Genomic DNA, 14,898 nt, shown 5'->3' on the forward strand with positions numbered 1-14,898 from the left:
CCATAGGTGGCGGCACGGCGGCAACCCGCTGGCGAGGCCCCCTTTATTTCCAGAGAACGAGCATGGACATAGACATCGTAGCGATGCAGGTCTTCAACGGCATCAGCTTGTTCACGATCCTGTTCCTGATGGCGATTGGCCTGGCCATCGTGTTCGGGCTGATGGGCGTCATCAATATGGCGCACGGCGAGCTGATGGCGCTTGGCGCCTACATGACCTACCTGACCGCAAGGTTCTTCGAGATGCATGCGCCGCAGTGGATGGACGGCTATCTCTTCGCGGCCATTCCGGTTGCATTCTTGAGCACCTTTGCGCTGGGCTATGTGCTGGAACGCGGCTTTATCCGATTCTTCTATGACCGGCCGCTGGATACCCTGCTCGCCACGTGGGGCCTGAGCCTGATCCTGCAGCAGACTTACCGCTCGGTGTTCGGGCCTCAGGAAGTCAGCGTGCCGCTGGCCACCTGGCTGAGCGGGGCATGGGAGCCGGTCCAGGGGATACAGCTGCCGCTGACCCGCATCTTTGTGATCGGCCTGACGGCGCTGGTGTCGCTGGGTGTGTACCTGCTGCTCTACCGCACCCGCTGGGGCCTGCGTGTGCGGGCGGTGACGCAGAACCGGGCCATGAGCAATGCGGTGGGCATCAACACGAACCGGGTGGATGCGGCGACGTTCGCGCTCGGATCGGGGCTGGCAGGGATCGCGGGATGCGTCTTTACCATGATCGGTTCGACCAACCCCGGCACCGGGCAGCTCTACATCGTCGATTCCTTCATCGTGGTCGTCTTTGGCGGTGTGCAAAGCCTGATCGGCACCGCACTGTCCGGATTCGCCATCGCGCAGTCCCAGACCACGCTGGAGTACCTCATGAGCGGTTCGATGGCGAAGGTGGCAATCCTGCTGCTGGTGATCACGGCGCTGTATTTCCGGCCGAACGGCCTGTTCGCAAGAAAAACCCGCGGGTGATGCCATGACCTTTCCCTTAAGAAAATCGGACGCGTTGCCGCTGGCATGCGTGGTACTGCTACTGCTGGTCGTCCTGCCGCTTGGCCTGGATGATTTCCGGCTGAATCTGGTGAGCAAATACCTGTGCTTCTCCTTCGTGGCGATCGGGATCGTGCTGACATGGGGCTACGGCGGCATTCTCAGCCTCGGGCAGGGGATCTTCTTCGGGCTGGGGGCTACATGATGGCGATGTTCCTGAAGCTCGAAGCCTCGGCGCCGGAGTTGCCGGATTTCATGGTCTGGAGCAGCGTCGACAAGCTGCCGTTCTGGTGGGAGCCCTTTCATGGCATCGGCTTTACGCTGCTGATGATCCTTGTGGTGCCGGCGCTTCTTGCCTATGGCTTGTCGTACGCGATCTTCAAGCGGCGCGTCAGCGGCGTGTACTTCGCCATCGTGACGCTTTGCCTTGCCATGACGCTGACGGTGCTGATCATCGGCCAGCAGGGCGACACCGGCGGCGCCAATGGCATCACGGACTTCCGCACCTTCCTTGGCATGGATATCGTCGGTGATGCCGCCAAGCGCAACCTGTACTTCGTGCAAGCCGCGGCGGTCTCCGTGCTGATGCTGCTGGCGGTGCTGCTCCTGCGCAGCCGCTTCGGAAAGATCCTGATCGCCATCCGCGACAGTGAGGACCGGGTTCGCTTCAGCGGCTACAACACGGCGCATATCAAGGCCTTCGTCTTCATGCTGGCGGCCGTCCTTTCTTCCATCGGCGGCGCGTTCTACACGCTGCAGGTCGGATTGATCTCGCCGAACGTGGCGGGCGTCGTGACCTCGATCGAGATGGTGATCTTCGCCGCGGTGGGTGGACGGCTCTCGGTGCCGGGGGCGGTTGTCGGTGCCTTGCTGGTTGGCTTTCTCAAATCCTACCTTTCCGAAACCTTCCCGGAGATCTGGCTGTATTTCCTGGGGGCCGTCTTCATCCTTGTGGTCGTCGCCATGCCGAACGGACTGGCCGGGCTGATGGCCGGCATGAGCAAGGCGCAGCCGGATGCAGGAGGTGTCAAATGAACGCGGAGCTTGATATGGACCGTCTAGCGCCTATGCCAGGCGGCGTGCAGGGTGTCTCTACCGATATTTCCACCATCCTGAGAGTGGATACGCTTACGGTGTCGTTCGATGGCTTTCGCGCCGTCGATCAGTTGAGTTTGCAGGTTGATCCTTGCGAGTTGCGAGTGATCATCGGCCCCAACGGGGCGGGGAAGACCACGCTGCTGGACATGATCTGCGGCAAGACCCGCCCGTCTTCCGGCAAGGTGTGGTTCGAGGGGAAAGACCTGACCCAGCTCTCCGAGCACGAGATCGTACGCGCTGGGGTGGGGCGCAAGTTCCAGACGCCTTCGGTGTATGAAGATCTGACCGTCTTCGAGAACTTCGAAATCTCGATGCCCAACGGGCAGGGCGTGTTGCAGTCGATCTTTTTTCGCCGCAGCCAGGCTGTGATCGAGGAGATCGAATCCTTGGCGGATCTCGTCTTCCTGCGCGATCACCTCGACCAGAAGGCCGGCAGGCTCAGCCACGGCCAGAAGCAGTGGCTGGAAATCGGCATGCTGCTGATGCAAGGGCCGAAGCTGCTGCTGCTGGACGAGCCCGTTGCCGGCATGAGCCCGCGCGAGCGCGAGCTGACGGCCGAATTGCTCAATCGCATCGCGCAAGGCAAGGCGGTCATCGTGATCGAGCACGACATGGATTTTGTCAAGCGGATTGCGAGGAAGGTGACCGTGCTGCATCAAGGGCGCTTGCTCAGCGAAGGCACGGTGTCGGAAGTCCAGGACGATCAGCGCGTGATCGACGTGTATCTGGGTCACTAGGAGTACGCCATGCTTGAAATCAATCGGTTGAATGTTGCGTACCGTGAATCGCATGTCATCAAGGACATCTCGTTCTCGCTGAAGGAAAGGGAATCCGTCGCCATCATGGGGCGCAACGGCATGGGCAAGACCACCTTGCTCAAGGCGCTGATTGGCATGTTGCCGGCCAGGTCAGGGAGCATCCGGCTGAACGGCAAGGAACTCATCGATGCGCGTGGATACGAGCGGGTGCGGCATGGCCTCGCGTTCGTGCCGCAGGGCCGGATGATCTTTCCGCAGCTGACCGTGGAGCAGAACATCCTGACCGGCACCGAGTACTCCGGGTATCGCGCCGTGCCGGAATACATTTATCGCTTCTTCCCCGTGCTGGAAGAGATGAAATCCCGCAAGGGCGGAAACCTGTCCGGCGGGCAGCAGCAGATGCTGGCGATCGCGCGTGCGCTGGTTTCCGATCCCAAGGTGCTGATACTCGACGAGCCGACCGAAGGCATCCAGCCGTCGATCATCAAGGACATCGCCCGCACGCTCAACATCCTGCGCAAGGAGAGGCAATTCGCCATCGTCGTCTCCGAGCAGGTCCTCAGCTTCGCGCTCGATCTTGCCGATCGCTTCCTGGTCATCGATGGCGGAAGGATCGTCCATGAGGAAGCGCGCGCCACTCTCGATCAGGACAAGGTCAGGTCATTCCTGACGGTTTGAATTTTCCCCCCACTGGACAGGAGCATTGCAATGAGACACGGAGATATTGGCAGCACCAGCGATTGCGTCGGCGTAGCGGTCGTCAACTACAAGATGCCCCGCCTGCACACAAAGGCCGAGGTGATCGATAACGCGCGCAAGATCGCGGACATGCTGGTTGGCATGAAGCAGGGCCTGCCGGGCATGGACCTGGTGGTGTTCCCGGAGTACTCGACCCACGGCATCATGTACGACGCCCGCGAGATGTACGAAACGGCATCCGAGATCCCCGGCGCCGAAACCGAGATCTTCGCCGCGGCATGCCGCAAGGCCAACGTCTGGGGCGTGTTCTCGCTCACCGGCGAGCGCCACGAGGAGCACCCCAACAAGGCGCCGTACAACACGCTGATTCTGATGAACAACCAGGGCGAGATTGTGCAGAAGTACCGCAAGATCATGCCCTGGGCGCCGATCGAAGGGTGGTATCCGGGCGACTGCACCTATGTCTCGGAAGGGCCGAAGGGGATGAAGATCAGCCTGATCATCTGCGATGACGGCAACTACCCTGAGATCTGGCGCGACTGCGCCATGCGCGGCGCCGAGTTGATCGTGCGCTGCCAGGGGTATATGTATCCGGCCAAGGAGCAGCAGGCCATGGTGGCGAAGACCATGGCCTGGATGAACAACGCCTATGTGGCGGTCGCCAACGCGACGGGCTTCGACGGTGTGTATTCCTACTTCGGCGGCTCCTCGCTGATCGGGTTCGACGGGCGTGCGTTGGGCGAATGCGGTACCGAGGAGATGGGCATCCAGTACGGGGAATTCTCGCTCAGCCTGATTCGCGATGCGCGCAAGAATATGCAATCGAACAATCATCTGTTCAAGCTGCTGCATCGTGGCTACACCGGCAAGCTCAACTCCGGGGAAGGTGCCCAGGGCGTGGCTGCCTGCCCCTTCGAGTTCTATGGCAAGTGGATCAACGACCCCGACGGCACGCGCAAGATGGTCGAGTCGCTGACGCGCTCCACGCTGGGAACACCCGAGTGCCCGATCGAGGGCATTCCGCACGAAGCGGCGGCCCACCGCTAACCCCTGCGCGCCTGACAAGGCGGCCGGCGCCGGGCGCGCTGGCCGCCGCCTCGAATAAGGATTCTCCCGACGTGTCATCCCACATCGATTCGTACCGGATAGAAGAAGAGCCACATTATCGATCGTCCAGCGACGAGATCGCCTGGTTCGAGCACGCGTATGCCCACCGGCTGCCAATGGTCCTGAAGGGGCCGACCGGCTGCGGGAAGACGCGTTTCATCGAGCATATGGCCTGGAAGCTTCGCAAGCCGCTGATTACCGTGGCATGCAATGAAGACATGACGGCCTCCGACCTGATCGGACGCTACCTGCTGGATGCGCAGGGCACAACCTGGCACGACGGCCCGCTGACCACGGCCGTGCGCCATGGCGCAATCTGCTACCTCGACGAAGTCGTCGAGGCGCGGCAAGATACAACGGTGGTGATTCATCCCTTGACCGACGCGCGCCGCATCCTGCCGCTCGACAAGAAGGGCGAGATCGTGCACGCCCATCCCGATTTCCAGTTGGTGGTGTCCTACAACCCCGGCTACCAGAGCCGCTCCAAGGACATGAAGCCGTCGACCCGGCAGCGCTTCGTGGCAATGCAGTTCGAGTATCCGGAGAAGGAAGTCGAAGCGGCTATCGTTGCCGAGGAGGCACGGGTGCCGATGGAACTCGCGGTGCGGCTCGTCGATATCGCGCATCGCTCCCGCGCACTGAAGCACCGGGGACTGGACGAGGGCGTGTCGACCCGGATGTTGATCTATGCGGCCATCCTCATCGGTGCGGGCGTCTCGCCGCGGCAGAGCTTGCGAGATGACGATGACCCAGGCGTTGACCGACGACCACGATATCACCCTGGCGCTGCGTGGTTTCGTCGATGCCTATTTTGCGTGAGGGCGGCTGCCATGCGTTCAACCTTCCCTCCGGATGCGTATGGTGCCGGCCCCATCGGTGGCTCGCTTGCATGGTCTTTCCCTAAGGACGGCTCCGGCGCCGCCGGGGGCGTCAGCGCGCCGATGCCGCATGGCCAGTCCGGCCCGGGCGAGCCCGTGGCCGATGGCGTGGCCGCACGCTGGCTTGCGGCGCTGAACGATGAAGATGCTGCCTGCGCGCAAGCGGTTAGCGTACGCATGGGTACGCTGCTTGCCCGGCTCTCCGGAGATGCCTTCGGGCGCTGGGTGCTGACCGGCGTGCGACTGTATCCGAACGAGCCGGCCCGACGCCAGCAATATTTCCGGCTGGAAGATGCCCGGGCGATCGCGGCCTTGCATGCCGAGGGCGGCGCAGGAGATCTGTCATCAGCGATGCCGTCGCTTACGCTATTGCTGGAAGGACTGTGCGGCCGGCACATGCATATCCAGCCACGGAGCCAGACCGAACTGCATGCCGCGCCGCTCCGGCCTGTCCTGACTGGCGGCCACCTGCTGCTGCCCGATGATTACACCTCGCTGGATGCGCCGGATCGTTACCAGCTCTACCGCGCCGCGGTCGCGCATGCCGTGGCCCATCTGCGGTACTCGCCGGCCGCCCTGCCAGTCCAGACGCTCAAGCCGATGAGCCTGGCAGTGATCGCGGCAGTGGAGGACGCACGCGTGGAGCGTTTGCTCGTGCGCGACTGCCCGGGCACGCGCTCCTGGTTCGTCCCCTTGCTGATGCAAGGCCTTCAGCCCCATGGGCTGAGTTTCGCGGCCTTGATATCGCGGATGAGCCTGGCCTTGCTGGATCCGGCTTATCAGGACGATAACTACTGGGTGAACAAGGCGCGGACGTTGTTCGAGTCCCTTGGCGAGGACCTGGGCGACTACGCGGCATGCCGGCGGGTGGCTTCGGTCCTGGCGAACGACCTGGGCCAGATGCGGGTTCGCTTTCACCCGCAGCAACATGCCGTGCCGGCAGCGTACCGAGACGACAACTCCTACCTCTGGGACTACGGCAATCCGGCAACGCCGCCGCAGGCGCAGGCGCTGGAGCTCCAGTCTCATACCGCCGTCTCGGTCACGCCGCAGGAAGAAGCCAGTGACGATGCGCAGGAACCGGTGGCGGTGACCGCGGTCGAGTTGCGCAGGGAGTTGTACCCGGAGTGGGACTATCGCCTGGCGCTATCTCGTAGCGACTGGTGCACGGTCATCGAGCGGTCTTTCACCGCGCCCGCGCGCGCCGCCGGGCCGGCACCCGCACCGGGGGTTCCGCTCCTGCGGCTTTCCCGCCGCCGGCGTCTCAGCCGCGACGCGCGCCTGCGCCGGCAGCTCGAGGGCGAGCAGCTCGACCTCGACGCGGCCATCGAGCTTGCGGTAGAACGCAGGCTCGATCTCTCCCCGAGCCCAGGTTGTTCATTCGTCCCGCGAGCAGGGAGCGTGCTTCGAGCATCCTGCTGTTGCTGGATGTTTCCGCGTCGACCAACGACGTGGTGCCCGGCGCGCAGCGCTCGGTGCTCGCTATGGTAAAGGAGGCCGCCATCGTGCTGGCCCGCGCGGCGAGCGCGAGCGGTCATCGCATTGCGGTGCACGGCTTTTCATCGGATACGCGGGCGTGCGTGAACTACTATCGCCTGCTCGATTTCGGTGTGCCCTTCGACGACGCGAGCGAACACGCGATCTGGTCGCTGGCCGGACAGTACTCGACGCGCATGGGGGCCGCGCTGCGCCACGCAACCAACTGCCTGCGCGCTGAAGTGAGCGATCATCGCGCCATCATCGTCATCACCGATGGCGCGCCTTCCGATGTGGATGTGTTCGACAAGGACTATCTGATCCAGGACGCGCAGGCTGCCGTCCACGACGGTCTGCGCGCGGGTGTGGCCAGCTACGGTATTGCCATCGATCCCGGCGCTGCCGCGTATATGCGGACGATCCTGGGCCATGCCAATTTCCGCATCGCCAACGAACCTTCTGCGTTGCCCGCGCAGCTGGCCGCGCTATACGCCAGGCTGGCGGCGGCATAGCCGCGCCGGATGCACAAATCGCCCTGGAAATCGGCATTTCCGGGATGCCAGCAAGTCTGCGCCCGAAGTGCTTTAGAGTAGAATCATTCACAGAAACCACGGATTGCCAGCTGCTCTTGTTGTTGCCGCCAGTTAGGTCCGACCGGGATCGGTTGGCGCAATCCAGGCGACGGTGATCATCGCGATGTTGCACTAGCGGCATCGTTACCTACAGGGATGTCTTCGAGCATGTATTTGCCAGCACCTTCAGTCGGGATCGAAACAGGCCTGCGCTGCGCACAGCGCGGGTCAAGTCTGCGAAGGAGCGTTCGCCATGGCGAATAAGGACCCGGTCCGAATTGGCGTGCTCTTCTCCGAAACCGGGGTGACTTCCACCATCGGGCGATCGCAGATACAAGGCACGCTGCTTGCCATCCAGGAGTTGAACGACACGGGCGGGATCAACGGGCGCGAGATCGTGCCAGTCGCTTACGACGCATGCTCGTCGCCGGCAGTCTATGCACAGATGGCCGAGCGGCTCATCGTCCACGACAAGGTCAACGTCATCTTCGGCTGCTATATGTCCAGCAGCCGGAAGGCCGTGCTGCCGGTCGTGGAGAAATGGAACAAGATCCTGTTCTACCCGACCTTGTACGAGGGCTTCGAGTTCTCGAACAACATCATCTACACGGGCGCCGCGCCGAACCAGAACAGCGTTCAGCTTGCGGAATTCATGACCGCGAATTTCGGCGCGCGGGTGTACCTGATCGGCTCCGACTATATCTATCCCTATGAGTCGAACCGCATCATGGGCGAGCTTGTGCTGCAGCGCCAGGACAGCGAAAAGGTCGGCGAGCGCTATGTGCCGCTCGATGCCACGGAGAAGCACTTCAAGCCGATCATTGCGGATATCCTCGACAAGCGGCCGGACTTCATCTTTTCCACGGTGGTGGGTGATTCGACCGCGAGCCTCTATCGCGCTTACGCCGATGCAGGGCTGGACCCGAAGGTGATGCCGATCGGCAGCCTGACCACTTCCGAGGCGGAGATCAGGCAGATGGGTGCCGATGTGGCCACGGGGCATTTCACTGCCGCTCCCTACTTCCAGTCGATCCAGTCCGACGCCAATCTGCGCTGCCTTGAGCGTTTGCGCCGCAGGTTCGGGGAGGATTCGGTGCCGAATCTATGTTGGGAGGCGGCCTACTTCCAGGTGCATATTTTCGCCAACGCATTTTCCCAGGCGGGCGACGATGAAATCCTGAACATCATGCCGCACATACTCGGCAGCGAGTTCGAGGCGCCCCAGGGCCGTGTGCGCATCGAGCCGTCCAATCACCATACCTGTCTTTACCCCCGCATCGGGATTGCCAATTCGAAAGGCCAGTTCACCATCGTGCGCGAAGCCACTCGTCCGGTCCATCCCGATCCCTACCTCGTCACGCATTCGCTGGGCGACTGGACTACCACTCTCAGTACGCTGGAGCTTTGACGTGGACGGCGGCAGCCAAAGGCGGACCATTCGGGCGACGCCCCCTTTACTGAAAGACCTGCGCACGCTGCGGGTGCTGGTGTTTCATCCGGACGATACGGACGGGAAGCAGCTGACCCAGCAGTTGCAGCGGATCGGGTGCCAGGTGCAGGCCTTCTGGCCGCCGCTTCCCACCCTGCCAGAAGGTGTCGACGTGATCTTCCTGGCGGTACGGCCCGACAGCATCGACGTGGGTTTCGAGTGGCTCAAGACGGAGGAAGTGCCAACCATCATCGCGGTCGTCACCTACGAAAATCCGACGATCGTGGAGACGGTCCTTCATATCGGCTCGCAGGCGGTGCTGCCTTCGCCGGTACGCTCTTTCGGCCTGCTGTCAGCCCTGGTCGTCGCGCGGCAGGTTCATGGCAAGATGAAAGCGCACGTGCGCAAGGTGCGCAAGCTCGAGGGGAAGCTGCTTGGCGTGCGGCGCATCGCCGAGGCCAAGAGCATCCTGATGCGCACGCGCCAGATCAGCGATGGCGCCGCGTACGACCTGATCCGTGACCAGGCCATGAGCAAGCGGGTGACGACGGAGGAAATCGCGGCGGCAATCATCAACGCCAACGAGATTCTGTCATTGGGGAAGCTGTAGCCGGTCCGTGCAAAGAAAGCGGGCGTTCCTACATGTCAGGCCGCCCGCTTTTTTCACGCAAGAACCCAGTCGATCAGTGGCCCTTGCTCAACGCCGCATCGATCGCCTCGAGCAGGCGCGGATCGTTCGCGGCCACGTCCGGCGCGAAGCGCGCCACTACCTTGCCTTCCCGGTCGACCAGGAACTTCTCGAAGTTCCACAGCACATCGGTGGCGTTTTCCGGGTTCACGCCGTAGCCCTTCAACCGTTCACGGAAAGGGCCGTCGCCGATGGCGGCCGGCTGGGCTTCGGTCAATGCCGCGTACAGCGGATGCTGGTCCGCCCCAAGCACCGAGACCTTCGAGAACATCGGGAAGTGCACGTCGTACGTCAGCTTGCAGAACTCCTGGATCTGCGCCTCGTCGCCCGGCTCCTGGCCCTTGAAGTTGTTGGCCGGGAATCCCAGCACCTCGAGGCCCTCGGCGCGCTTGGCCTGGTACAGCGATTCGAGCCCTTCGTACTGTGGCGTCAGGCCGCACTTCGATGCCACGTTCACAACCAGCAGCACGCGCCCGCGGAAATCCGCGAGCCGGCTGTCGGCGCCGTCGATGCGTTTCAGGGGGATGTCGTACAAGGTGCTTGCCATCTTTCGTCCTTACGGGAGCGCTACGGATTGCATGGAGCAGACAGTATGCAGGCCTTGGGTGATTCTTGCTCGGCACGACATCCGTGCCCGCAACACGGCCCCCTGGCTGATGGTCAGGCCACCACGCGAGGGTCTTGCTTGACTTCCATGTCGACGTTATTCGAGTTCCTCGCTTACCGGGCTATCGCTGGCGCGTGTCCGCCGCTCCCGGCCAAAAAGCGCCGAAATCAAATGAAAGCTGCCTGTGATGTTTGATGGACAGGAGGTTGATTACGGTAGGGGATACCGCATAGAGAATGAGATAGCTGGAAAGTACATACTGCCTGAGCTGTGCATCACCCGCCTTCTCGCGGAGCGCCTCTTGCGCGCGCCGCGACTCGATCGATCCGGCTCGCAACCCTAGAAGAGGCGACCCTAGTTCCGGAAAGCGCTCCAGGGCCGGAATCACGTTGTCCAGCAATTCGTCGAGCAGCGCATCGAATGCCTGTGGCGCATCTGCCTCAAGCAGAAACTGCTCAAGGCGCTCCAGGTTGCGCTCGAAGTTTGCCGTTAGCCTGACCGTTATGTTCGACGTCACAAGCGGCGCTCTCTAGTCTGGCTCAGGGAGTGTTGCGCCGCCGCATGAGGCTGCGAATGGTAGCTTTGGCGTCCTTGGTGCGATCGGCGCTGACATCGTCCAGGCCTTTCGACGCTTCATCTAGCAGTAGCAGGTGCACCCGCTCGCTCTCAAGGCGGTGATAGTAGTCCAGCCGCTGCGCGTCAATTAGTGCGACATAGCTTTCACCGTTCTTGGTGATGATCTTTTCCGCGCCTGCCTTTACTTGCTCGGCCAGCTCGGATAGCGTGGCACGGGCTTGCGACAGGGGTATCACATCACTCGCAGAGAATCCCATGGCGACCTCCGATCGGTTGGACTGTACAGAATATTGTACGTTATAGAAGTCAGACCGTCGCACGGAACCGGGGGCTGTGGGCTTGCCCGTGAGGTATCTAGCGCGCCACCACCGAAACCACCGCCACTGAGTGCAACCGCACACCCATTTCCCCGTGGTATTTCCTAAACTGCAAGACACTCGCCAACTCCGCCGGTCCCCCGCCGGCCGTCCCGCCATGCCGCGCCTTGTCTTTGCCTCTGCAATCCAGCGCCATATCCCGAGCCCGGAGCGGGAAGTGCCCGCGGCTACCGTCTGCGCCGCGCTGGAGGTGGCGTTTCGGGCGCAACCGGAGTTGCGCGGTTATATCCTGGATGACCAGGGCCAGCTGCGCCGGCACCTCGCGGTGTTTGTCGATGGCTCGGCTATTCTCGACCGCCGGCGCATGAGCGATCGCGTGGGTGCCAGCAGCCAGATCTTCGTGGTGCAGGCGTTGTCCGGTGGTTGACGGCAGGCCGTTGAAGGGGGCTGAAGCGAGGAGTCCTGCATGAACAATCAGCTTCTCATTGGCACGCGCAAGGGCTTGTTGATGTTGCAGCGCGATAGCGCGGGCGCGTGGAACCAGGAATCCGTGCATTTCCTGGGCGAGCCCGTCAGCATGGTGCTGGCCGATCCGCGTGACGGTGCCTTGTATGCGGCACTTAACCTTGGCCACTTTGGCGTCAAGCTATGGCGGCGCAGGGCGCGCAATGTGGAGTGGGAGGCTTGCGCGGTGCCGGTATATCCACCCCAGCCGCAGCCGGATCCGGCACAGGAACAGGCCGTGCCAGGCGTACCCATCCCTGCGCAGACAGGCGATCCCGTGGCCTCCGTGCCACCGGTGCCATGGTCCTTGCAGCAGATCTGGTCGATGGAAACCGGCGGGACGGATGAGCCTGGCGTGCTGTGGGCCGGCACCTTGCCGGGCGGCTTGTTCCGCTCCGGCGACGGCGGCGCCAGCTGGGCGCTGAACCGGCCGCTGTGGGACCGCCCCGAGCGCAGCGAGTGGTTTGGCGGCGGCTACGATGTGCCCGGCATCCACTCCATCTGCGTGGATCCGCACGATAGCCGCCACGTCACCGTGGCCGTGTCGTGCGGCGGTGTGTGGCAGACGCGGGACGGCGGCAGGAACTGGGCCTGCACGTCGAGCGGCATGGTGGCCGACTACATGCCGCCGGAGCGGCGCGAAGATGGCAATATCCAGGATCCGCACCGGCTGGCGCAATGTGCCGGCCATCCGCATGCGATGTGGGTGCAGCACCACGGCGGGATCTTTCGTTCCGGCGATGCCGGCATGCACTGGCAGCGCCTGCATGCCAAGCCGTCGAGCTTTGGCTTTGCGGTGGCGGCGCATCCGCGCCGGCCCAATACCGCGTGGTTCGTGCCGGCGGTGAAGGATGAATGCCGGGTGCCGGTGGACGGCAAGCTGGTGGTCACCCGCACGCGTGACGGCGGGGTGAGTTTTGAGGCATTCTCCGAGGGGTTGCCCGCGGCGCCGTCCTATGACCTGATCTACCGGCACGGGCTGGCGGTGGACCATACCGGCGAGCGGCTCGCCATGGGCTCCACCACCGGCGGCTTGTGGATATCGGAGAATGGCGGGGAGCGCTGGAAGCTGTTCTCGGCGCATCTGCCGCCGATCTACTGCGTGCGCTTTGCTTGAGATGCCGGTGCGCGCTCAGGGCCCATCGATTACCTGAACAGGACGCGAACGCATGGCTGAAGCAAGCGCTAAGAAGACAACCAATGCCACCAAGGCCACCAAGGCCCCCACTGCTACCAAGACCACCACTGCTACCAAGACCACCACTGCTACCAAGACCACCACTGCTACCAAGACCACCACTGCCACCAAGACCACCACTGCCACCAAGACCACCATCGCCCGCGTCGGCATAGGCGGATGGAATTTCGCCCCCTGGCGCGACAACTTCTATCCCGCCAGCCTGACGCAGAGCCGGGAGCTGGAATACGCCAGCCGCCAGCTCACCGCCATCGAGATCAACAGCACCTACCACGGCACCCAGAAGCGTACCTCGTTCGCCAAATGGCGCGACGCGACGCCGGATGGCTTCGTGTTCTCGCTCAAGGCGTCGCGCTTTGCCACCAACCGCCGCGTGCTGGCCGAATCCGGCGAGTCCATCGAGCGCTTTGTCGACAGCGGCATCGCCGAGCTGGGCGACAAGCTCGGGCCCATCGTCTGGCAGTTCGCGCCCACCAAGCAGTTCGACCCGGAAGATTTCGAGGCCTTCCTGGCGCTGCTGCCGGCATCGGTCGAAGGCCGCACGCTGCGCCATGTGCTCGAGGTGCGCAACGAGAGCTTCATGACGCCGGACTATCTCAAGCTCGCGCGCAAGTACAAGGCCGCCACCGTCTTCACGGACTCGGACAAATTTCCGTCCTTCGCGGATCTCACCGCGGATTTTGTCTATGCGCGCCTGATGCGCAGCGCGCAGACGCTGAAGACCGGCTATGCACCGACGGCGCTCGATGCGTGGGGCGAGCGGGTGAAGACGTGGGCGGCGGGCGGCATGCCCGAGGACCTGCCGCAGGTGGACGACAAGGCTGCGGCCAAGCGTAAGCGCGAGGTGTTCGTATTCTTTATCAATGGCGCCAAGGAGCGCGCGCCAGCGGCGGCGCAGGCGCTGCTGGAGCGGCTGGGGTGGGCGCCGGGCTGAGGCGCGCGCCCGATCCGTGCGGGCCTTGTGTGTGGCCAGGCCACGCGCGGCCCGGCTCAGGCCACGCTGGCGCTGCGCATCTGCGTTGGGGTCATGGCAAAGCGCGCGCGGAACACGCGCGCGAAATGGGCCTGACTGGCGAAGCCGCGGCGATAGGCGATTTCCGCCACGCTGTAGCGCCGCAGCGCGGGGGCACGCAGGTCGGTGGCAGCGCGTTCCAGCCGACGCTCCAGGATGACCTGGGAAACGGTGAGTCCGTCGGCGGCAAAGAGGCGGTTGAGGTGGCGCAGCGATACGCCCGCGGCTTGCGCCACTTGCTCTGCGCACAGCGCGGCATCGTGCAGGTGGTCGTCGATGAAGCTGCGCGCCACCAGCATGTGCGAGGCACGCAAGGCGCTTACGCGTGCACCGCCGATCTGGTCGAGCAGCATGGCGCGCAGCAATTCGCAGGCTTCCTCCGGCACGCTCGCCGCGTCGGCGGCGGCGGGGCGACGCATGACCCCGGCCAGCAGCTTGCGCAGGGCGACGCTTAGCACGCGGCCCGAGCCGGTGCCGGCGTGGATCTTGACCGGACGTGCCGGCGTGTCCCGCACGCAATGCGTGTGGAACCAGGCGCTCGGCATGTCGAGCAGCAACAGGCGCATATTGCCGGTGAAGCCGAACAGGTAGGCGTGGCGGGTGTCATAGACGAGCAGCTCGCCGGGCTCGACCTGCTCGCAGGCCTTGCCCTGGTAGAAGAAGGCGCTGCTCTCCAGCACCAGCGAGGCGAATACCGAATCCTTCGGGTGCATGCGCGCCAGATGCGGCGTGCGTTCGATCACGTGCTCGTTGCCGCGGATCTCGGCCAGCCGGACCACGCCGAGATCGACATTGCTTTGCGTCGCGCGCAGCCCGCCTTCGGCGAACGAGGAGCATTTCAGGCCGACCAGCACGGAGGCGTTGTAGGCCTCCCAGTAGTCCAGCCGCTGGCTGGGCGGGACGGCATCGGTCGAGATCTGCGTGAACGGGGGAGGGCGTTGAGTTGGCACGGGTGTCTCCTTCTTCCGGCCGGCCGGCGTCTTCCTTCGTGCGCCT

17 protein-coding genes and 1 pseudogene are annotated in these 14,898 nt (G+C 63.6%); 14 read left to right on the forward strand and 4 right to left on the reverse strand.

Going from position 1 to position 14,898, the window contains the following annotated elements; genetic code table 11:
• The first annotated feature begins 62 nt into the window (after window positions 1-62).
• The 11 genes and pseudogenes from urtB to OMK73_RS28520 all read left to right on the forward strand — a co-directional run bounded on the left by urtB (window position 63) and on the right by OMK73_RS28520 (window position 9,610).
• The gene (gene urtB / locus OMK73_RS28475; RefSeq protein ID WP_267604962.1) at window positions 63-965 is read left to right on the forward strand and encodes an urea ABC transporter permease subunit UrtB; all 903 of its coding nucleotides are present in this window, start codon (window positions 63-65) and stop codon (window positions 963-965) included.
• Between the two features lie 4 nt (window positions 966-969).
• Window positions 970-1,188: a hypothetical protein gene (locus OMK73_RS39435; protein ID WP_420715595.1), complete on the forward strand. Its 219-nt coding sequence runs from the start codon at window positions 970-972 to the stop codon at window positions 1,186-1,188.
• Complete coding sequence (urtC, locus tag OMK73_RS28480) at window positions 1,185-2,018, forward strand: urea ABC transporter permease subunit UrtC (RefSeq protein WP_420715596.1); 834 nt, start codon at window positions 1,185-1,187, stop codon at window positions 2,016-2,018. The genes OMK73_RS39435 and urtC overlap by 4 nt, the downstream gene beginning before the upstream one ends.
• Window positions 2,019-2,050: 32 nt before the next feature.
• Entirely contained in the window at window positions 2,051-2,818 is a 768-nt protein-coding gene (gene urtD / locus OMK73_RS28485; protein ID WP_267606550.1) for an urea ABC transporter ATP-binding protein UrtD, read from the forward strand.
• A 9-nt stretch (window positions 2,819-2,827) separates the two neighbouring features.
• Complete coding sequence (gene urtE, locus OMK73_RS28490) at window positions 2,828-3,517, forward strand: urea ABC transporter ATP-binding subunit UrtE (RefSeq protein ID WP_267604963.1); 690 nt, start codon at window positions 2,828-2,830, stop codon at window positions 3,515-3,517.
• 30 nt (window positions 3,518-3,547) lie between these two features.
• The gene (locus tag OMK73_RS28495) at window positions 3,548-4,585 is read left to right on the forward strand and encodes an aliphatic amidase (RefSeq protein WP_267604964.1); all 1,038 of its coding nucleotides are present in this window, start codon (window positions 3,548-3,550) and stop codon (window positions 4,583-4,585) included.
• An 11-nt stretch (window positions 4,586-4,596) separates the two neighbouring features.
• Window positions 4,597-5,464: pseudogene (locus OMK73_RS28500) on the forward strand (CbbQ/NirQ/NorQ/GpvN family protein).
• Window positions 5,465-5,475: 11 nt separating this feature from the next.
• Window positions 5,476-7,014: a hypothetical protein gene (locus OMK73_RS28505; RefSeq protein ID WP_267604965.1), complete on the forward strand. Its 1,539-nt coding sequence runs from the start codon at window positions 5,476-5,478 to the stop codon at window positions 7,012-7,014.
• Window positions 6,975-7,511 carry a VWA domain-containing protein gene (locus OMK73_RS28510; RefSeq protein ID WP_267604966.1) on the forward strand — a complete coding sequence of 179 codons (537 nt, stop codon included), beginning with the start codon at window positions 6,975-6,977 and terminating at the stop codon, window positions 7,509-7,511. The genes OMK73_RS28505 and OMK73_RS28510 overlap by 40 nt, the downstream gene beginning before the upstream one ends.
• Before the next feature lie 313 nt (window positions 7,512-7,824).
• A complete protein-coding gene (locus tag OMK73_RS28515; RefSeq protein WP_267604967.1) occupies window positions 7,825-8,979 on the forward strand; it encodes a transporter substrate-binding domain-containing protein in 1,155 nt (384 codons plus the stop codon).
• A gap of 1 nt (window position 8,980) precedes the next feature.
• Window positions 8,981-9,610, forward strand: coding sequence for an ANTAR domain-containing response regulator (locus OMK73_RS28520; protein WP_267604968.1), 630 nt, complete (start codon window positions 8,981-8,983; stop codon window positions 9,608-9,610).
• A 73-nt stretch (window positions 9,611-9,683) separates the two neighbouring features.
• On the opposite strand, the gene OMK73_RS28525 is transcribed toward OMK73_RS28520, so the two are convergent.
• The 3 genes from OMK73_RS28525 to OMK73_RS28535 form a co-directional block, all read right to left on the reverse strand.
• A complete protein-coding gene (locus OMK73_RS28525) occupies window positions 9,684-10,235 on the reverse strand; it encodes a glutathione peroxidase (protein WP_267604969.1) in 552 nt (183 codons plus the stop codon).
• A gap of 181 nt (window positions 10,236-10,416) precedes the next feature.
• Complete coding sequence (locus OMK73_RS28530) at window positions 10,417-10,812, reverse strand: type II toxin-antitoxin system RelE/ParE family toxin (RefSeq protein ID WP_267604970.1); 396 nt, start codon at window positions 10,810-10,812, stop codon at window positions 10,417-10,419.
• 22 nt (window positions 10,813-10,834) lie between these two features.
• Window positions 10,835-11,128 carry a type II toxin-antitoxin system Phd/YefM family antitoxin gene (locus OMK73_RS28535; protein WP_267604971.1) on the reverse strand — a complete coding sequence of 98 codons (294 nt, stop codon included), beginning with the start codon at window positions 11,126-11,128 and terminating at the stop codon, window positions 10,835-10,837.
• Window positions 11,129-11,345: 217 nt separating this feature from the next.
• Here OMK73_RS28535 and OMK73_RS28540 point away from each other — a divergent pair, with 217 nt between their 5' ends.
• Genes OMK73_RS28540 through OMK73_RS28550 form a run of 3 tightly spaced genes read left to right on the forward strand, consistent with a single transcriptional unit; the run spans window position 11,346 to window position 13,824 of the window.
• Window positions 11,346-11,615 carry a MoaD/ThiS family protein gene (locus OMK73_RS28540; protein ID WP_267604972.1) on the forward strand — a complete coding sequence of 90 codons (270 nt, stop codon included), beginning with the start codon at window positions 11,346-11,348 and terminating at the stop codon, window positions 11,613-11,615.
• 39 nt (window positions 11,616-11,654) lie between these two features.
• On the forward strand, window positions 11,655-12,809 hold the full coding sequence (locus tag OMK73_RS28545) for a WD40/YVTN/BNR-like repeat-containing protein (RefSeq protein ID WP_267604973.1): 1,155 nt from the start codon (window positions 11,655-11,657) through the stop codon (window positions 12,807-12,809).
• 52 nt (window positions 12,810-12,861) lie between these two features.
• Complete coding sequence (locus OMK73_RS28550) at window positions 12,862-13,824, forward strand: DUF72 domain-containing protein (RefSeq protein WP_267604974.1); 963 nt, start codon at window positions 12,862-12,864, stop codon at window positions 13,822-13,824.
• Between the two features lie 56 nt (window positions 13,825-13,880).
• Here the strand turns inward: OMK73_RS28550 and OMK73_RS28555 are convergent, their stop codons facing one another.
• The gene (locus tag OMK73_RS28555) at window positions 13,881-14,852 is read right to left on the reverse strand and encodes a helix-turn-helix domain-containing protein (protein WP_267604975.1); all 972 of its coding nucleotides are present in this window, start codon (window positions 14,850-14,852) and stop codon (window positions 13,881-13,883) included.
• Window positions 14,853-14,898 lie beyond the last annotated feature (46 nt).

Source organism: Cupriavidus sp. D39 (genome assembly GCF_026627925.1).
In the GTDB taxonomy this organism is placed as follows: domain Bacteria; phylum Pseudomonadota; class Gammaproteobacteria; order Burkholderiales; family Burkholderiaceae; genus Cupriavidus; species Cupriavidus ulmosensis.